17 protein-coding genes and 1 riboswitch are annotated in these 18,396 nt (G+C 57.7%); of the genes, 10 read left to right on the forward strand and 7 right to left on the reverse strand.

Annotated features, from left to right (window positions below; translation table 11 throughout):
- Positions 1–100: 100 nt before the first annotated feature.
- Complete coding sequence (locus GT571_RS02260) at positions 101–766, forward strand: alpha/beta hydrolase (protein ID WP_161155187.1); 666 nt, start codon at positions 101–103, stop codon at positions 764–766.
- 232 nt (positions 767–998) lie between these two features.
- On the opposite strand, the gene GT571_RS02265 is transcribed toward GT571_RS02260, so the two are convergent.
- From GT571_RS02265 to GT571_RS02275, 3 genes are all read right to left on the reverse strand, one after another.
- Positions 999–2,132: a 5-methyltetrahydropteroyltriglutamate--homocysteine S-methyltransferase gene (locus GT571_RS02265; RefSeq protein WP_240136085.1), complete on the reverse strand. Its 1,134-nt coding sequence runs from the start codon at positions 2,130–2,132 to the stop codon at positions 999–1,001.
- Between the two features lie 155 nt (positions 2,133–2,287).
- Entirely contained in the window at positions 2,288–3,184 is an 897-nt protein-coding gene (locus GT571_RS02270) for a LysR family transcriptional regulator (RefSeq protein ID WP_055286633.1), read from the reverse strand.
- Positions 3,185–3,194: 10 nt separating this feature from the next.
- Entirely contained in the window at positions 3,195–4,103 is a 909-nt protein-coding gene (locus GT571_RS02275; RefSeq protein WP_055286635.1) for an HAD-IIB family hydrolase, read from the reverse strand.
- 93 nt (positions 4,104–4,196) lie between these two features.
- Positions 4,197–4,307: riboswitch (TPP riboswitch) on the forward strand.
- A gap of 51 nt (positions 4,308–4,358) precedes the next feature.
- On the opposite strand from GT571_RS02275, the gene thiM reads away from it, so the two are divergent.
- The 3 genes from thiM to GT571_RS02290 are packed head-to-tail and all read left to right on the forward strand — an operon-like array spanning position 4,359 to position 6,235.
- Positions 4,359–5,198, forward strand: a complete 840-nt coding sequence (gene thiM / locus GT571_RS02280; RefSeq protein WP_271741844.1) for a hydroxyethylthiazole kinase — start codon at positions 4,359–4,361, stop codon at positions 5,196–5,198.
- Between the two features lie 3 nt (positions 5,199–5,201).
- Complete coding sequence (locus GT571_RS02285) at positions 5,202–5,543, forward strand: thiamine-binding protein (RefSeq protein ID WP_006234516.1); 342 nt, start codon at positions 5,202–5,204, stop codon at positions 5,541–5,543.
- Complete coding sequence (locus GT571_RS02290; RefSeq protein WP_006234517.1) at positions 5,540–6,235, forward strand: thiamine phosphate synthase; 696 nt, start codon at positions 5,540–5,542, stop codon at positions 6,233–6,235. The genes GT571_RS02285 and GT571_RS02290 overlap by 4 nt, the downstream gene beginning before the upstream one ends.
- A 236-nt stretch (positions 6,236–6,471) precedes the next feature.
- Here the strand turns inward: GT571_RS02290 and GT571_RS02295 are convergent, their stop codons facing one another.
- Positions 6,472–7,341, reverse strand: coding sequence for a patatin-like phospholipase family protein (locus tag GT571_RS02295; protein WP_192934607.1), 870 nt, complete (start codon positions 7,339–7,341; stop codon positions 6,472–6,474).
- Between the two features lie 323 nt (positions 7,342–7,664).
- Here GT571_RS02295 and GT571_RS02300 point away from each other — a divergent pair, with 323 nt between their 5' ends.
- The 6 genes from GT571_RS02300 (at position 7,665) to GT571_RS02325 (ending at position 15,213) form a co-directional block, all read left to right on the forward strand.
- The gene (locus GT571_RS02300; RefSeq protein WP_161155191.1) at positions 7,665–10,382 is read left to right on the forward strand and encodes a bifunctional diguanylate cyclase/phosphodiesterase; all 2,718 of its coding nucleotides are present in this window, start codon (positions 7,665–7,667) and stop codon (positions 10,380–10,382) included.
- Positions 10,383–10,510: 128 nt separating this feature from the next.
- Positions 10,511–12,040 carry a diguanylate cyclase domain-containing protein gene (locus tag GT571_RS02305; protein WP_161155193.1) on the forward strand — a complete coding sequence of 510 codons (1,530 nt, stop codon included), beginning with the start codon at positions 10,511–10,513 and terminating at the stop codon, positions 12,038–12,040.
- A 111-nt stretch (positions 12,041–12,151) separates the two neighbouring features.
- The gene (locus GT571_RS02310; protein WP_161155195.1) at positions 12,152–12,775 is read left to right on the forward strand and encodes a flavodoxin family protein; all 624 of its coding nucleotides are present in this window, start codon (positions 12,152–12,154) and stop codon (positions 12,773–12,775) included.
- A 184-nt stretch (positions 12,776–12,959) separates the two neighbouring features.
- Positions 12,960–13,301, forward strand: coding sequence for an arsenate reductase family protein (locus GT571_RS02315; RefSeq protein WP_161155197.1), 342 nt, complete (start codon positions 12,960–12,962; stop codon positions 13,299–13,301).
- An 86-nt stretch (positions 13,302–13,387) separates the two neighbouring features.
- Positions 13,388–14,518: a GTP-binding protein gene (locus GT571_RS02320; protein WP_118226587.1), complete on the forward strand. Its 1,131-nt coding sequence runs from the start codon at positions 13,388–13,390 to the stop codon at positions 14,516–14,518.
- A gap of 95 nt (positions 14,519–14,613) precedes the next feature.
- Positions 14,614–15,213, forward strand: a complete 600-nt coding sequence (locus GT571_RS02325; RefSeq protein ID WP_161155199.1) for a tRNA (cytidine(34)-2'-O)-methyltransferase — start codon at positions 14,614–14,616, stop codon at positions 15,211–15,213.
- A 268-nt stretch (positions 15,214–15,481) separates the two neighbouring features.
- Here the strand turns inward: GT571_RS02325 and GT571_RS02330 are convergent, their stop codons facing one another.
- The 3 genes from GT571_RS02330 to GT571_RS02340 all read right to left on the reverse strand — a co-directional run bounded on the left by GT571_RS02330 (position 15,482) and on the right by GT571_RS02340 (position 18,287).
- On the reverse strand, positions 15,482–16,543 hold the full coding sequence (locus GT571_RS02330) for a hypothetical protein (RefSeq protein WP_161155201.1): 1,062 nt from the start codon (positions 16,541–16,543) through the stop codon (positions 15,482–15,484).
- A 9-nt stretch (positions 16,544–16,552) separates the two neighbouring features.
- Positions 16,553–17,224, reverse strand: coding sequence for a DUF4230 domain-containing protein (locus GT571_RS02335; protein WP_161155203.1), 672 nt, complete (start codon positions 17,222–17,224; stop codon positions 16,553–16,555).
- A gap of 214 nt (positions 17,225–17,438) precedes the next feature.
- A complete protein-coding gene (locus tag GT571_RS02340) occupies positions 17,439–18,287 on the reverse strand; it encodes an FxLYD domain-containing protein (RefSeq protein ID WP_192934608.1) in 849 nt (282 codons plus the stop codon).
- Positions 18,288–18,396: the final 109 nt, after the last annotated feature.

The raw sequence follows: 18,396 nt of genomic DNA on the forward strand, positions 1-18,396 counted from the left end.
ATCGCATCGAGCGGCTCCGCGCCTTTCTTTTAGCGTCTGCCCCCGTGTCAGCGTGCGACAATTGAGGCTGTCAATATCACAACACCGAGAGAAGCCTGCCTTGGAAGCGCATCATAAGCAGATAACCGTTTATTCAGAGTGTGCGGAAGGCGCGCCCGTCATCTATCTCCCCGTGATTATGGGCAACGGTAGTGAAGTCTACGAGCGCTGCCGAGAGCTCGACTGCCCGCTGTTCACCCTTGTCGCCATTGGAGGGCTCGATTGGAATCGCGAGCTGAGCCCCTGGGAATGCGACGGAACTATACGAGATGCCGAGCCCTTTGGCGGACAGGCTGCTGGTTTTCTTGACGAGTTGTTGAAGCAGATAATCCCCCAGGCCGAATCATCGCTCCCGCAACCGCCCGCCTGGCGCGGCGTTGCCGGCTACTCGTTGGCGGGTCTTTTTGCACTGTGGGCACTTTGGCAAACAGATGTCTTTGAGCGCGTGGCGAGTGCATCGGGGTCGCTGTGGTTCCCCGGCTTTATCGACTACGCGCGCGAGCGCACGATGACGGCTACGCCCGACGCCGCCTATCTGTCGCTCGGTAAAAAGGAAACCAAGACGCCCAACCGCATGATGCGGCACGTACTCGACGATACGCGCGCGATGGAAAAGCTGTTTATCGAGCGCGACATCCCAACAACGCTGGAGCTCAACCCCGGCAATCATTTTGCCCAAACTGACCTGCGCATGGCGCGCGGCATCCACTGGATACTGACGCATTAAAAATGGCGTCCACGCGCATATGTAGGCCGAGCGGGAACATGCGCGGGCGGCCGAGCGACGATGCATCGTAGATGGCATCGGTGACGGCGGGCGTCGAGGATTGGGACATGAAAGTCCTTTCATGATGGAAGGGCGATCAGGCATATCGAATAACCTGCCCGAACGATACGATCCGAACCACTGTACGTGATACGCCATGTCTCGCACGCGCCGTCACCTGTGAACGGTAGCGCTACTTCCAAACACGCTCGGCAATGCGCTTGACCAGCGCGATCTTTGCCCATTGCTCATCCTCGGTCAGCTTGTTGCCAATCTCGCAGCTGGCAAAGCCGCACTGGGGCGACAGGTACAGACTCTCGAGCGACACATACTTTGCGGCCTCGTGGATACGTTCGACGATAACGTCCTCGTCCTCAAGCTCAGCCGCCTTGGTGGTCACCAGGCCCAGCACGACCTTCTTGCCGGGAGCAACGTACTTGAGCGGCTCAAAGCCACCGGCGCGTGGCGTATCGAACTCAAGGTAGAACGCGTCGACGTTCTCACGCGCAAACAGGTACGGAGCGATAGGGTCGTAGCCGCCCTCAAAAGCATAGGTGGAGTGATAGTTGCCGCGGCACACGTGCGTGTTAATGACCAGGTCGTCGGGCTTGCCCTCGATGGCGGCGTTGTTGAGCGCCACGCCCAGCTCGCTTACCTTTTGCAGGTCGACCGGGCTCATGCCGGTTTTGGCGACAAAATCGGTATCGCAGTAGATGCCCCAGGTGCAGTCATCAAACTGGATGTTGCGGCAGCCTGCTGCGTACAGGTCGGCGATCACCGTGCGATAAGCGGCTGCAATGGCGTCGGCAAGTTCCTCGTCGGTCTTATAGACGGCACGCAGGCTCTCCTGCTGGCCATCGCAGCGATCGAGCGTGACCTCAGAGAACGTCTGGATCGGCGCCGGAATGGTCTGGCGTGCGACCTGGCCCTCCTCCTCAAGCGCCTTGACGAACTTAAAATGCTCGACGAACGGGTGGTTCTCGCCGCTAATGGGACCGGTAACCACGGCGGTGTCGGCCGTCGTCTCCTCGTCATGGAACATATAACCCGTGCGTGAGGTGCGGCGCTCAATGCCGTTAAGGCCCCACATAAAATCGAGGTGCCAGTAGCTGCGGCGGAACTCGCCATCGGTGATCACCTGCAGGCCGGCGGCCTTCTGCTTGGCCACCAAATCGCGAATGGCATCGTCCTCGACGGCCTTAAGGCCGGAAGCGTCGAGTTTACCCGCGACATAGTCGGCACGGGCGTCCTTTACAGCCTGCGGACGAAGAAAGCTGCCGACGATATCGGCGCGAAACGGCGCGTTCGGTTGAATCGAAGTGCTCATAGATATCTCCCTTTGCATTGGTTGCTTTACTGGGACAGAGTATGAGCGCTCATATGACCATCGTAAAATATACGTTTATAACAGTTTGATATAGATGTTTCCTATATCAGTCTGGACTGTCATAAAGAGACTTGAACCGTGCGGAGCACAGCAGCCTAGATATGCTGACGAATCGCGTCGATATAGGCCCGACCGTAGCGCGTAAGCGTCGTGTTCTTGCGCGTGATGATGCCAATCTCCATGTACTCGTCCACGTCGAGCGGAATCGAGATAATGCCGGGGCCGTTGAGCTCGTGGCTGATCACGCCCGAGCATACCGTGTAGCCGTTGAGGCCCATGGCCAAATTGAACAACGTCGCACGGTCGCGCACGCGGATATTTTTGCGACGCTCGAACGTCGAGGTCAGCTCCTCGGAATAGTAAAACGAGTTGTAGCTGCCCTGCTCGTAGGACAGGAACGGGTAGTCTTCCAGATCCTCGAGCGTCACGCTGGAGCGGTCCGCCAGCGGATGGTCGGCGCAGACGAAGACATGCGGCGTGGCGCAGAAGAGTCCTTCGAACACGAGCTCGTTGGCCACCAGCATGCGCTCGATGACCTCGCGGTTGTGCTCGGACAGATATAGGATGCCCAGCTCGCTTTTCATGTGCGCGACATCCTCGATAATCTCGTGGGTCTGTTCCTCGCGCAGGGTAAAGTCGTAGCGCGCGGCATCGAACTCGCGGATCACGTCGACAAACGCGTTGACGGCAAAGGAATAATGCTGGCAGCTCACACTAAAGTGCGGCACCTGCTCGGATGCGCCCTTGTACTTGCCCTCGAGCAGGTCGGCCTGGTCGAGTACCTGGCGCGCATAGCCCAAGAAGGTCTCGCCTTCCTCGGACACAATGACGCCCTTGTTGGTGCGCTCAAAGATGTGCACACCCATCTCGTTTTCGAGATCGCGAATCGACGCGGTAATCGAAGGCTGCGACACAAAGAGCCGGCGCGAGGCCTCGGTAATGCTGCCGCATTCGGCAACTTTGACGACATATCTGAGCTGCTGGAGCTTCATGGCTGTCTCCTTAGCTGTTAGTGAGATTCGCGTCGGCAGTACCCGGCAGGCGCATAAACGGCGGCATCTCCCCCGTCGCGGCGCAGGCGGCAATCTGATGCAGGACTCCGGCGACCGCATCATCCACCGCGGCGCCGATATGCCAGCGCGCGGCAGCCGTGACGGCCTCGTTGGCATTGGCGACTGCAACGGAGTTGGGAACGGCATCGATCATGGGCAGATCGTTATCGGAATCGCCAAATACGGCCACCTCGTCGGGCGTCAGGCTCAAGGCGCGCGCCAGCTCCAGCGCAGCGCAGCCCTTGTCCCAACCATCCGGAAGGATGTCGAACAGGCGCACTCGGTTGTTGGGAAACACAAGCGAGAGTTCCGGCACCTCAACGGCAACGCGCTCGCGTAGCTCCGCGAGCTCCTCACGCGAACGGGCACTCCAGATATTCGCCTTAAACACCGGCGCGCCATCGACGACGGGACGACACGGGGCCTCTTCGCCTTTGAGCCACGCATTGCCGCCCGACTCCATAGCGCGACGCACACGCTCGGGATTGCTCGTCACGCAATAGGCATCGTTGCCCCAAAAGTCATCGCCCAGGCTGTAGACTTTTAGAAATGTATCGTCGGTCTCTTGCTCCAGATAGTCAGCCAAACGCATCAGAGCATCGTTGTCGATTGCGCGCGAAGCGACTACTTCGCCGTCGACAAACATCACCTGGCCGTTACAGAACGCACCGGTCGAAAAACACTCGGAACGGTTTTTGAACATCCAGCCCATCGCGGACGGCTGACGACCCGAAACCGGCCCAAAGTGCAGACCCGCCGCCTGCATGGCATGAATGCCCTCAATGGCGTAGTCGCTGGCGCCGTCATGCCCGGCTGGAATCAGCGTATCGTCCATATCGGTCAGCACAAGTTTAATCATAAGGCCCCCATTCGTATCGGTCCTACCTATTGTAACGACCTGCCAAAATAAACCTGTCCCTTTTTGGCAGGTGCGCTAGTATAGGGAACAACAGATTCGATGCGGGAGTGCCGGCGGTGCAAACCACAAGGCTGAGAGGGCATGGGGCCCAATCCTTTGAACCTGTCAGTTAATGCTGGCGTAGGGAGCATGCCGCCTTTACAGGGGCGCTGTCTATGCACAGCGCCCCTTTTCTATGCCAAGGAGGCATGTGCAGTGATTGATTCGGAACAGCTTAAGCAACATATGGTCAAGGCCGTAGAGGAAATTCGCGCCACCAATCCGATGGCCGGCTCCATCACCAACACGGTGACGATCGACTTTGTCGCCAACGCACAGCTCGCCGTGGGCGGATCGGCCGCCATGGTCTATCTGCCCGACGAGGGCGAAGCGCTCGTTGCCGGCGGCGGCGCCATCTATCTCAACATGGGCACGCTCTTCCCCATCTACGAGCAGACAATTCCCCGCGCGGCCAAGGCGGCACACGACGCCGGCAAGCCCTGGGTGCTCGATCCGGTGGGCCTGGGCATCGGTAGCCTGCGCACCCAGTTGGTAAACGAACTCAAGCAGTACAAGCCCGCCATCGTGCGCGGCAACGCCTCCGAGATCATCGCGCTCGCCGGCCTGTGGGGTCTTGAGGGCGAGGCGGCCGATCTGAGCCGCGTGCGCGGTGTCGATACCACCGACACGGTAGACGCTGCCCGCGATGCCGCCGTGGCGCTCGCCCGCTACACCGGCGGCGCCGTTGTGGTCTCGGGCGAAGTCGACCTGATTACCGATGGCACAACCGTGGCCAAGTCCCACGGCGGCAGCCCGCTCATGTCCAAGATCACCGGTTGCGGCTGCTCGCAGGGCGGCGTGCTGGCCGTGTATGCCTGCGCCGCCGACCCGTTTACGGCAGCCATCTGCGGCACCGCGGTCTACAACGTTGCCGGCACGCGTGCCGCCGCTGTCGCCGACGCCCCGGCAAGCTTTAAGGTCGCCTTTATCGACGAGCTCTACCGCGCGAGCGCCCAGGACATCGCCAACAACCAGCTCGAGCTCGAGGAGGCGTAAGCCATGTCCGAGCCCGCAACCAATGCCGGAATGAACACGCTCATCGCCGTGGCCATCGCCCCGTGCGGCACCGGCGACGAGCTGTCCGCCGAGGTCGCCGAGGTCGTGCGCGTCATACGCGAGAGCGGCCTTCCCAACCGCACCACCTCGATGTTCACCGAGATCGAGGGCGACTGGGACGAGGTCATGCAGGTCGTGCGCGACGCAACCTTTGTGTTGGCGAGCAAGGGAATCCGCACCGAAGTCGTGCTCAAAGCCGATATTCGGCCCGGATTTACCGACACCATGACCGGCAAGCTCGAGCGCATGGAAGCACAGATCAAGAAGCAGGAGGAAGCACGATGAGCATCCGCGACAACCTTGATATCTCGGCCTATCTGGTACTCGGCCCCGAAAACACCCTCGGGCGCCCCGTGGGCGATGTGGTGGCCCAGGCGCTCGACGCAGGCTTTACCTGTATCCAGGTGCGCTCCAAGGTGGCAAGCGCCCGCGAGATCATTGCACTGACCGGCGACGCCGCGCAGGCAATCGCACAGGCTGGCAAGACCGGTCAGGTCGCCCTGTTAATCGACGACCGTCTGGACTGTGTACTCGCCGCGCGCGAGCAGGGCATTGCCGTCGACGGCGTGCACGTAGGCCAGAGCGACATTCCCGTCGAGGTCTGCCGCAAGCTGCTGGGCCCCGATGCCATTGTGGGCCTTTCGGCCCGTTGCGAGGAGATGCTCGAGTACGTCAAGACCGCCGACATGAGCCTGGTCGACTACCTGGGCATCGGCCCGCTCCACGAGACCGAGACCAAGCGCGACTGCGGACGCGCGGCCGACGGCTCTATCATCACCAAGAGCTTTGAGGACCTGGCCGCACTCCACGCGGCAAGCCCCGTGCCCATCGTGGTGGGCGGCGGCGTCAAGACGGCCGACCTGCCGCAGCTCAAGGCCACCGGCGTCGACGGCTTCTTTGTGGTGAGTGCCGTCTGCAGCGCCGATGACCCCTACGCCGCGGCCAAGGAGCTCGTCGACACTTGGCAGCAGGCATAGGCATAAGCCGAGCAGCTGATCCGCAGCCTCACATCTTCAGCAATGGAAAGCGCATCCCAGTTTGGACGTCCATTCCGAGATGCGCTTTCCGCATGAGGCTCCGTTGGGAAACCGCATCCCATTCCAGACGCAAATTCTGGGACGCCGTTTCCAAAACCCTCCCGTCCGGGAAACTGCATCCCGTTCTGGGTGCCGATTCTGGGACGCGCTTTCCGCCGAGCACACGGCAAGTTGTTCTACCCCGCCAGGTAGGTCTCCAACGCCGGCAAAGACGACTCCGCATCGTGGCGGCCGATCTGATAGATACGCTCGAGCTCATCGGGCTCGCGACACAGCGACGGCACCTTCACCGATTCGCTCGGCCGCACCACAAAGATCTCGCCGGCAGCCTCGCGACGTGCCAGGTCATCGAGCGTGGCATTGTAGACCTCATGCCGATGCTCAAGTGCTGCGACAAACGCCGGGTAGTGACGGAACACGCGACGCAGCATGGGCATCACACTGTTGGGCTGCTTTACAAAGCCCGCCGGCTGCGTCAGCACCACCACGTTGCGGTCATACCCCTGCGCAAACAGCCATGCGCTGGGAATAGAATCAGCCACGCCGCCATCCAGATATTTATGCCCGTCAATAGCGACAGGACGCGTCGCCACAGGAATCGCCGACGACGCCCGGATCCACTCGATATCCCTCTCGTCGCCATAGGGCAGGTCATGATAGACGGCCTTGCCCGTCTCGATATCGGTACACACGCACGTAAACCGCATGGGGCAGGCGCGATATGCCTCCAGGTCGATGGGATCGCGCTCGATGGGCACCTCGTGATAGGCAAAATCAGCATTGAACATATCACCGGTTCGCAGCCAGCTGGTCACACCCGCATAGCGCTTATCGGCGCAATAGGCCTTGTTGTAGCGAATGGCGCGGCCGATCTGGCGCGATTTAAAGTTGTAGCCAAACGCCGCGCCCGCCGAGACACCCACCATATGGTCGCAGGTCAAACCGTGCTCCATCCAAACGTCGAGCACGCCCGCCGTATACATACCGCGGTAGCCGCCTCCCTCGAGTGCCAGCCCCACCGTGCGCGTCATATTTGACTGTGCCATGCGACCATCTCCGTTCCTGCGTTTTAAAACGGGACAAGTATACCCGTCAACATATATCGTCTCAGTCGCATTTTCATCGAACATCGCATCGTCGCGGTACCACTTGTCGAATAATAGCCGCTCACAGCATGTGCACCCATATATAATTGCGTACTGTTGTTTATACTACTCAGCAGTTATCAACAGCGAACATTAGCCGGCAAAGTAACTCAACAACGCAGCAAGGCGGGGGCCTGGATACACGCAAAGCGTGAGCAACGACGCGTGTACACAACGAGCTCGCCCGACGCAATCCGCCCCGACCTCAGAAAGCCGCTTAGAACATGGATACTGTCAGCAATTACACCGAAACGCTCGAAAAGACCGTCCGTGACCTTCTCGAGCGTCAGGATGATCTGATTAGGACGGCCTTTACCGACCAGCTCACCGGGCTTGGCAACCGCGGCGGCTTTGCCCGTTCCCTCGAGGAGCTCTGGGAGCAGGACGCCCCCGTTACCATGGCGTTCATCGATATCGATAACCTTAAGCACTGCAACGACGTCTTTGGGCATGACGAGGGCAACCGCTACATCTTGCAGGTAAGCCTCTATCTCAAGCTGTATATGAAAGCTGACGAGGCGGCGTTTCGCATAGGCGGCGACGAGTTTGCCATCCTATCTACGATTGCAACCGAAGACGACCTCGCCGAACGTCTGGAACACTGCCGAACGATCCTGCTCAAAAACAACGATTCCGAGATGCCTCACTCGTTTAGCTACGGAGTGGCACACGCCGACCCCGCCCTGGGCGAAGCCTCCAATCGCATGACACTCGATGCCGACCATCGCATGTACGACTACAAGCTACGCCATGCCATACACCTTGATCGACGCAATATCACACAAGTCCACGCCGATGACTTCGAAATAAGCGACCGCGTTTTCGATGCCTTTTCGATGCTCAACGAAGGCCGTTATTGCTTTATCGAGAACTTGGACAAGCATCGCACCCTTTGGTCACAAGGCGCCTTGCGCGATCTCGGTCTTCCTTCCGAGCATATAGACAACTGCCACGATTACTGGAAAACGCGTGTCCATCCCGATGACCTTGAGGCCTATACCAGCGATATCGACCAAATCTACAACGGCTCCAAACACCGCCGCGTCATGCAGTACCGTATGCGCAATGCCGCGGGCGACTACGTCCTTTGCCGCGCTCGCGGGTTTCGTATCGACGGCGACGGAAATACCCCCTCGCTCTATGTCGGCGAGCTCGTCAATCACTCACTCGCCGAAACCGTCGACGCCGCTACGGGCCTCGGAACGCAGCGCATGCTGATTAACGCTATCGATGCCTGCCGTCGCGACCGTTGCGAGACGGGGCTTATAGCGGTCCGCGTTCGCGGCACGGCAAAGCTCAACGAGCTCTATGGGGCCGAGGCCGTCGACAACATGCTCGCCGAATACGCAGGCCGTATGCTGTCGATCACCCGCGGCAGGAGTCGCGTCTTCCGCTCACGAAACGCCCAGTTCGTCGTGCTCAGCAACGATTTGGGCCACGAGGCATTCGAGCAACTGACCCATCATCTTAAAGAAGCCGTTTTCGCTCCTGTTCGAATCGCGGACGACACCATTACCCCCGTCTGTCTTCTCGTCCCGGCCTTTTACGAGCGCTTAACCCATCAAGCGACCGCTGTTTTAGGCGAACTCGACCGTCGCCTTCGCACGGCCGGTGGACTTGTTCCCAACGACAGCCTCCCCATACCCGAAATCGAACGCAAGAGCGCAATCGCCGAACGCATCGACACGCTCACCGGCCTCTACCGCCCCAGCGAGTTTATGCGGCGCACCAACGCATTTCTCGAGGCAAGGCGCGACGGCACCTGGTGCATCGCCACGGTCGACATGGGCCACATGCGCCTGTTTAATGAATGGCACGGCCAGGCCGAGGGCGACCGCGTACTCGCCGATGTGGGCACGGTCCTCAAGGACATCGAGAATGCCGATATGGGCGTCGCAGGGTACTGGGGCCAAGATGACTTTTGCGTGCTCATCCCCTTTAAGCACATCACCGTCCATCAAATCTACAACCGCGTTCGCGAGGCCGTAGCCAGGCATGATGACGGCGTAGGTTTCTGGCCGTCCATGGGCGTTTACCCCATCGACTCCAATGAGGAAATCACCATCGATGCGCAGGCTAAGGCAATGTTTACCAATCGACGCGCCAAAAACGACTTCAAGGAGCGCATTGCCATTTTCTGCCCCACGGAGTACGAGCGCGAAGTCGCGTTCCACCGCACCCTCACCGAGTTCCAGTACGCGCTCTCAGATGGTCGTATTACCTACCACTTGCAGCCCCAGGTCGATATGGAAACCGGTGAGATTATTGGCGCCGAAGCGCTCACCCGCTGGATTGACAAGGACGGCTCTCTCATTTCGCCCGCAACGTTTATCCCCGCACTCGAGGAAAGCGGCTTTGTGGTGACGCTCGACAAGTACATCTGGCAAGGTGTCGCCTCGTGGCTGCGCGAGCGCATCGATCGAGGACTTCGCGTGGTTCCGGTCTCGCTTAATGTGTCGCGCGTGGATATCCTTGCCTGCGACGTTGCCGAACATATGGGGGCGCTCGCCGCCCAATATAGCCTACCGCCCGAGCTCATGCGTATCGAGATCACCGAGACGGCTTATACGGGGGAGTCCGAGGCCGTGGACAAACTGACAGCCGACCTGCACACCCGCGGCTTCTCGACCTATATGGACGATTTTGGCACCGGCCAGTCCACGCTCGCGATGCTCAAGAACGTCAACGTCGACGTCATCAAGCTCGACCGCACCTTTGTGCCCACCGACCGCGATCAAGGCCGCAGCGCGCAGATCGTGTCGTCTATGCTCGAGATGGCGCAATCGTTGCACCTGCCCGTCGTGGTCGAAGGCGTCGAGACAAATGAGCAGGCGAACATACTGCGACAGATGGGCGCCCGCTACGCACAAGGGTTCCTCTACCACCGCCCCATGCCGGTGGAGGATTTTGAGATATTGCTCGATGGCGGCGCCGGCAACTGATACGCTCGCGCGCAAAAACACCACCGTCTAGGGGAGCATTTGTCCCCATTGGCTAACTCATATCCCCAATTCAAACCGAATTGGGGATATGATACGGAGCATCCTGTCACCTAAGGAGGTTATCCATCATGAACGAGTCGTATCGCCTGGGCGAGCAATCAATCATTGCCCATCTTCAGCGACTCGCGAACGGGACCTCAACCGCCGAGCTCGATGTCGCGGCACTGCCCACGGAGCTGCGCTCCATCGGCGAGCAACTGCAGAAAACGCTCGCCGTCTTGCAACAAGAACGCCAGCTGCTTGAGCGCAGCGCCTATGTCGATTCGCTCACCAATCTTGGCAACCGCGGTGGACTCGACCGCCATGTCGATCAGCTCTGGCTCAAAGGCACTCCCTTTACCTGCGCCTATATTGACATCGACCATCTCAAGCACTGCAACGATAAGTTTGGCCACGCCGAAGGCAACCGCTACATTCTGGGCATCTGCCGCGCGCTCACCGAGGCAATGGAGCACGATGAAATGCTGTTCCGTATCGGTGGAGATGAATTTGTACTCGTGTCTCCCACGACAGGCGAAGCCGAGCTCGAGCAGCGCTTGGAGCGGACACGTACCGATCTTGTCGAGGCAACATCAGACGGCAAGGCGCCCATGATCGCCAGTTTTAGTTTTGGTTGCTCGCACGTCGACCCGCTTGCAGGCGATACGCGTCGCCAGATGACGATGGATGCCGATCGCAAAATGTATCGCTATAAGCTTATGCACCGCGTGCAGCAACCGAAAGAAGACAACGCGCCGATGCGGCCGATTGCCGATCAACTTCCCTGCAACGACCGCGTGTTCCAGGCGATCTCCATGAGCTCCGAGACACGCTATCCGTTTATCCTTAACCTCGATACCGGCGAATCGCAATGGTCGGTTAATGCCGTACGCGATTTTGGCCTGCCCTCCCAGCACCCTTACAACTCGCTCGATATGTGGCTTGCCCGCGTTCACCCCGAAGATCGCGATAACGTACACGCCGAGCTCGACATGGTGATAAACGGCACGTGGCACTTCCACTACATGCAGTATCGCGTGATGGATGCTACCGGAGCGTACGTGCTTTGCGACTGCACGGGCTACCGTTTGGACGGCACCGATACCGAGCCTAACATGTACGTGGGCATGATTATCAACCGCAGCCCGGCAGATACGACCGACTCGGTAACGGGTCTGGGCGATGTCCACGCCCTGGTCAACGCTATTGGAGAGATGCGCCGCGTGCCGCGCGAGGCTGGCTTTATTGCCATTAAGATCGACGATATCGCCGAGGTCAATGCCCGCTTTGGATTCGACGCAGGCGACCGCGTGCTCGCCGAAAGCGCCGCCTGCCTCACGGATTGTTCGCGCGGCAAGGGCCGCCTGTTCCGCTCAACAGGACCGACATTCGTGGCGCTTTTCGACGACCTTGATCCCGAAGAGACCAACGCGATTGCAGAGGAAATCGAGCGGTTCCTGGGTTCGCCTGTGCTCATCGGATCGCTTGAATACCAACCGCCCATTCGCGTGGCTACGCTTCATCTGGACGCCGTCGACCGACAGCCCGTTTCCATTCTGAATGAACTCAAAGCGCTGCTTAAAGAGGCGCCGCAAGTACCGGGCACCAAGCTGGACTAGCACCACGGGGCGCGATGTGAAACACAAACCGTTTCGCATCGCGCCCCACGCCATCTTCCCTCTCGTGCGATAATCCTCCGCAGAAGTCACCAACAGTAGAGGGAGTTTGTGATGAAGGTTCTTTTGGTCAACGGCAGCCCCAAGGCAAACGGCAATACCGCCCGCGCACTCGCCGAGGTCGCCGAGCAACTCAACGCCGAGGACATCGATACCGAGGTGTTCCAGCTGGGCGCCAAGCCCATTCGCGACTGCATCGGCTGCGGCCAGTGTGGCAAGCTTGGCGGTTGCTGCACCTTTGACGACGACGTGGTGAACGAGCTGATCGCTGCCGCCGAGCAGGCAGATGGCTTTGTCTTTGGCTCCCCCGTCTACTATGCGCACCCCAGCGGCCGCATCCTCTCGGCTCTCGACCGCGCCTTCTATGCCGGAAGCAAAGCTTTTGCACACAAGCCGGGCGCTGCCGTCGCCGTTGCCCGCCGCGGTGGCACGTCGACCACGTTCGATGTACTCAACAAGTACTTCACCATCAACCAGATGCCCGTGGTCGCCTCCACCTACTGGAACAACGTCTTTGGTGCCATGCCGGGCGAGGCCGCCCAGGACGCCGAGGGCCTGGCCACCATGCGAAACATCGGCAAAAACATGGCCTGGCTCCTGCGCTGCATCGAGGCAGGACAGGCCGTCGGCATCGAAGCCCCCGAAGCCGACCGCGCCCGCACCAACTTTATTCGATAAGTCCGGCGGTGGTCACCTCGATGTACCGTCAATGTCAGCGAAAAGCCAGCTGATGAGGCAAGATGCCTTGAAAGAGGAGGGCGCTGGGCTTTTGCCCGCGCCCGACGATTGAAAGGCAGATTGCCCATCAGATGGCTTTGCAGCGTCGAGGTGACCGCCATTCGTTAGAACGGCGGAACATTATATGAACGTGCAAATCTTCGGCACCAAGAAGTCCTTTGATACCAAGAAGGCCCAGCGCTATTTTAAGGAGCGTCGCATTAAGGTGCAGTTTATTGACCTTAGGGAAAAGGAGATGAGCAAAGGCGAGCTCACGAGCGTGATGCAGGCGGTCGGCGGCATCGACAAGCTGCTCAACCCCAAAGCCAAGGACGAGGAGACGCTCGCGCTCATCCAGCACCTTACCCCCAGTCAGCGCTTCGACAAGCTGCTCGAGAACCAGCAGGTTCTAGCCGAGCCCATCGTGCGCAATGGCAAAAAGGCCACCGTCGGTTATTGCCCCGATGTATGGGGAGCCTGGGAGTAGCCTGTGTTATTTGCCAGCGCGTGGGTATAAGAGCAGGCGTTTGGCATAAGATTCAACTGTAAGCCATGTCTAACAAAGGAGGGCACATGCCCAACAAACCCGTGAAGATCATCATGCTTACCGGATACCTCGGTGCCGGCAAGACCACGCTGCTCAACCACATCCTCGCTAACGATGGCGGCATCCGCGCCGCCGTGATCGTCAATGATATCGGCGAGATCAACGTCGACGCCAGCCTCATCGCCGACGGCGGCCTTTCCGAGACCGACGACCTCATCCCGCTCACCAACGGCTGCATCTGCTGCACGCTTTCGGACGACCTGGCCAACCAGCTGCAGGGCATCGCCGATTCGGGCAACTTCGATTACATCATCATCGAGGCCTCGGGCATTTGCGAGCCTATCCCCATCGCCTACACCATCTCGAGCTTCTGCGACGAGGCCAAGGTGGGCGGCGAGCCCAAGCTTGCACTCGACAACATCGTGGCTGTGGTCGACTGCGCCCGCATGTACGACGAGTTCAACGGCGGTCGTGACCTGCTGGCAGAGGATATCGATGAGGACGACATCGAGAGTCTGCTCATCCAGCAGATCGAGTTCTGCTCCACGCTGATCCTCAACAAGACCGACACCGTGACGCCTGAGCAGATTGCCGAGCTCAAGGCTATCGTGCGCAGCCTGCAGAAGGACGCCGTGATTGTCGAGGCTCAAAACGGCGAGGTCCCCATGGAGGAGCTACTCGATACCGACCGCTTCGACTTTATGCGCGCCTACAACTCCGCCGCCTGGATCGAGGCCATGGAGCATCCCGAGGAGCACGACGACCCCGAGGTGCTCGAGTACGACATCGAGACCTTTGTGTATTCGCGCCGCAAGCCGTTCGACCTACAGAAGTTCACCGATTTTGTTGAGCAGGAGTGGCCCGACGAGGTCATCCGCGTCAAGGGTCCGCTGTGGCAGGCCAGCAACCCGGACATGTGCTACATGTTTGAGCAGGCCGGTCACCAGATGCGCCTGATGGAGAACGGCCTGTTTGTCGATTCCGCACCCGAGGGCGAGAAGCAGAAGATCATCGACGAGAACCCCGAGATCATGCAGATTTGGGACGACGAGACGGGCGACCGCATGACGAGCCTGTGCATCATCGGCCGTCACATGGACAAGGATGCGCTCATCGCCTCCCTCGATGCCTGCCTGACCGACTGGCACCGCGCCTAGGTTTATCCAAGCGGGCATTTTTCTGCCTACGTAACCGCCAAACCACCACGAAGGTGCCCTTCGTGGTGGTTTTTCGTTCTGAGCCAAGGAGATTCATGTTCAATATCGTGCTGTATGCACCCGAGATTCCAGCCAATACGGGCAATATCGGCCGCACCTGCGTGGTTACCGGCGCCCGCCTGCATCTGGTGGAGCCACTGGGCTTTTCGCTCGACGACAAGACGGTGCGTCGCGCCGGCCTGGGCTACTGGCAAAACTTGGACGTGACGACCTATGCCGGCTGGGAGGATTTCCTTGCGCGCAACGGCCTCTCCCCTGTCGACGAGCGTCTACATCTGCTGACCAAAAAGGCGCGCCGCACCTATGCGCAGAGTGCCTACCGCGATGGCGACTACTTGGTCTTTGGCAGCGAGAGCTCGGGCATTCCCGAGCCACTGCTTGCCGCGGCGCCCGAGCGCTGCGAGCGCATCCCGATGCTGCGCGATTGCGACTCACTCGATAACGCCGAGGCTTGGGAAGCCCACGAGGAATCGCTGGGGCATACCGAGAACAGCCACGAAGCCATCCTTCAGCAGGATATCTGCGGCAACTTCGTCGACCCGGACGACTACCGCATCAGCGCCCTCAACCTCTCCAACAGCGCCGCCATCGTCCTCTACGAGGCCCTGCGCCAAACAGGCTTTCCGGGAATGTGACAAACCTGCCATTAGGGGACGGGGTAGAAATGGTTAATTTTCAAACCCTCTAGCTCTTAACAAATTGGTTTTGGCATTAAGGTGGCAAAGGAACTGTCCCTTTGCCACCTATTGCAACTGCTGATTTAAATGGAATTAACCGTTTTTAAACGCTTTTAACTAGAATAGATGCCAGTATATTAGTAACTTTTACTGAGTTGCACCGTATGGGTTTATACGCTTCCATCCCGTAAAGGACAGGAACCCCGCAGCAAAAGGTCCCTACACATCAGAATTCAACTTCAAATACAAACGACTGCCGGAGTTCTCGCTTAGCTTGGCTTGTCAGGCTCGAATTCGCCCTTATGTTCAGTTTGCTGCATGCCTCGTCGATAGCCATAGCAAGTGATACAGACATGGTCATGGTCGTTTCACTTTTCAATTCGACCCGATAGCTCTTCGCCTTGTTTTTATCCTCTCCACCACATCTCGTCTCAATTAACAAGAGAATATCTGAGTCATGGGCATACCAATGGAGTTCAGGGCGCTGTGGAACCATGTCACCCTCGAATTCCTGTGTAAACAGAATTTTCTTCTCATTTCTCGTTGAATCGCTCAAGGAACCGTCGATTCGAACCGAGCCCTTCTTTCCCGCCTTGGCATTTCCCTTAACCTGGCGGCCTCGCCGAGTTTCCTCGTACTCCGTCACCTCCAGCTTGCAGCGTTTCGCGCCAAGCATGAACGCAATCCGCCTCAACTCGGCCATCTTGTCTTGTTGCATGGTTGCGAAATAAGAGTCAAGGTCAACAAAGCGAGACCGATCAAAAGCATCTATGTAATATGTGGAATAAAGAGATGGTTTAGGATAGAAAGACAATTCGCTATCCCCGATTGCCTCGCGGTACAGATTGAAAACCTGCGTACCCTTAACGGTATCCAGCCAACCAATAGCATCCCTACAGGCGTCGATGCCCCGACGCTCATTTCCGTCAACAATTCGAATCATATTCGGCAAATAAAATGAAGGACTCTGATAGGTCTCCTTGGTTACCGGCCTGTATCTATTAAGCTGCTGCTGGTATGCCCAATCGTTGACGGCGTCACCGATATCCGCAGCAGCACCTGCCGCGCCATCGGCCGCATCAGCAATAGCTGCCAAGGCGTCATCGACCATCGGAGTTGCAGCACGCATTGCACCATCGGCAACTTTCTGTACGGCTGCAACCGCGCCCGCCATCGCGCTTCCGGCGCCATCAACCAACCCGGCAGCGGCCTTACGGATATCAAAACTCTGCTTATGTCGCGGCAGCTCCTCCCTTTCGACAACAGCTAGATCGTCTTTATCTTCCATAGTGACCTCCTATTTCCGATAGTCGAAATCAACCGTATATTCATCGCCAAATGCCGAGTTGAACATCGCGCGGATATTTGCTTCGGCGTTCACCCGAGCCTCTTCGAGCAGGTCGCCATCCTTGATGGCCTCGCTTTCACTCCGCTCCTTGCACTGCGCTTCAAACGCCGTGACGTCTTTGACCTCAATGGGATTGAGGATGTTGTTGCGCTCCTCGAGAGCGCCCGATTTCTTCATATCCGGCGTGTTTGAGATTACATAAGGCTCATCCATCGTAATGGTCAGCTTCCTCTTGTTTGTATGTATCTCTGCCGTCTCGAGATTCACGCCCGCCTTAATGGTTCCAACATAGCGATACCAAAAACTGTTTTCTGTAAACGGGATATCAAACCAATCGAAAAACCTCTTGGTATCTGTCACCTTATCGACAATCGTATAGTTCTGCGATGCAGAAACCATCTCATTCTGGGAAGCGATACGTTCAAACACGACCGACGGGGAGAGCGTATTGGGGGTCGCTTCTTTTGCACCCGCAGCTTTGCCGTTATTAAAGATGCTAATAAAAAGTACAGCTACAATCAGCCCGCCAAGCGCCAAGCCCGCGATGAATACCTTGGGTTTCGTCAGAATTCTCCCGAGTTTCGCTTTCAGCGCCCCCATGCCTTCCTCCATCTCATCCATCCCCTATTCCCTTCAAAATCCCTGTTATTTAAGAAACTGCCGTGGGTTATACCTCATGCCTTAATTGTCGTTTTCAGCATGTCTTTAGACGAGGGCAGTTGTTTGCAATCCGAAATAATACACATTCGTTCGCAGCACTTGTTGTTCAATAATTGGCATAAAACGGGCAGGTCAACCATTCATTGCCGATTAACCCGCCCCTTCCGTGCAGAACTTATTTATTTACATCGTAGCTGGAAACAGATGCGACAACGCGCGCAGCGTCAACATCGGACATTGCCTCGAACTTGACTTTCTCACCCGGCGCCCACGAAGAAGTGTCCGCATAGGTCTCCTCCGCTTTGATGTCATCTGCATCATAGAGAGCAAGTGTCAGGCTGACGTTAGAGAACGATATACCAGAAGTGTTCTCAACTACCGCCGTATACGTATACAGACCGTAACCGTCATCCGATTTTTCGAAATTTGCTCCCTGAATCAAACTGTTGATGGCATCCTCATAGCGGGTCTTCTCTGCTACGGACTTTCCATTCTTAATTAAGTCGTTGAAATCATCCTTATATTTTTCCCCTACTTCCAGCCCGTAATTATCAACAAGCTTCTTGAGCTGCGCAGACCGCTTATCGTAGACTTTATTCCACTCTTCGTAATAATCCGCAGACGATTGCGAGTAGTCCTCGGTCACCTTAAGCTGGTCATCAAGCAAATTCAGATACGTGATTACGTCCTGTTGCATCTTAGAATCCTTAAACCTAGCGTTCTTGAGTTCCTTGTCGTTCTTGATTTCGGCCTCAATAGCTTCCTGGATATTCTCGGTTGAATGAGGATCATCATCGTTTGCATTAGATTCAATGACGTCGGACCTTCTCTCAAACCCGGCGGCGATAACATTCATCGCCTTATCGTCGACATATTTCGACTTTGCAGCGTTTGCATCATTCTGTGAACAGGCCGAAATGAACCCCAGAGAACAGATGAGCAGAACAAGCAAACCCATCATGGGCATCTTTTTAGTAATATTTCGTTTCACGACTATTTCCCTTCGATTGACGTTACAGCTCATAACCCCTCGTCAAAAAGCAGACGAATTGGCAACGCGGTGGCACTATTTGGTTCCAGGGCGTGAACTGGATAAACATCGAGGGAAGGAGTGGGCTCCGTGCAATAAACTC

It is taken from the genome of Collinsella aerofaciens (genome assembly GCF_009876115.1).
In the GTDB taxonomy this organism is placed as follows: domain Bacteria; phylum Actinomycetota; class Coriobacteriia; order Coriobacteriales; family Coriobacteriaceae; genus Collinsella; species Collinsella aerofaciens_N.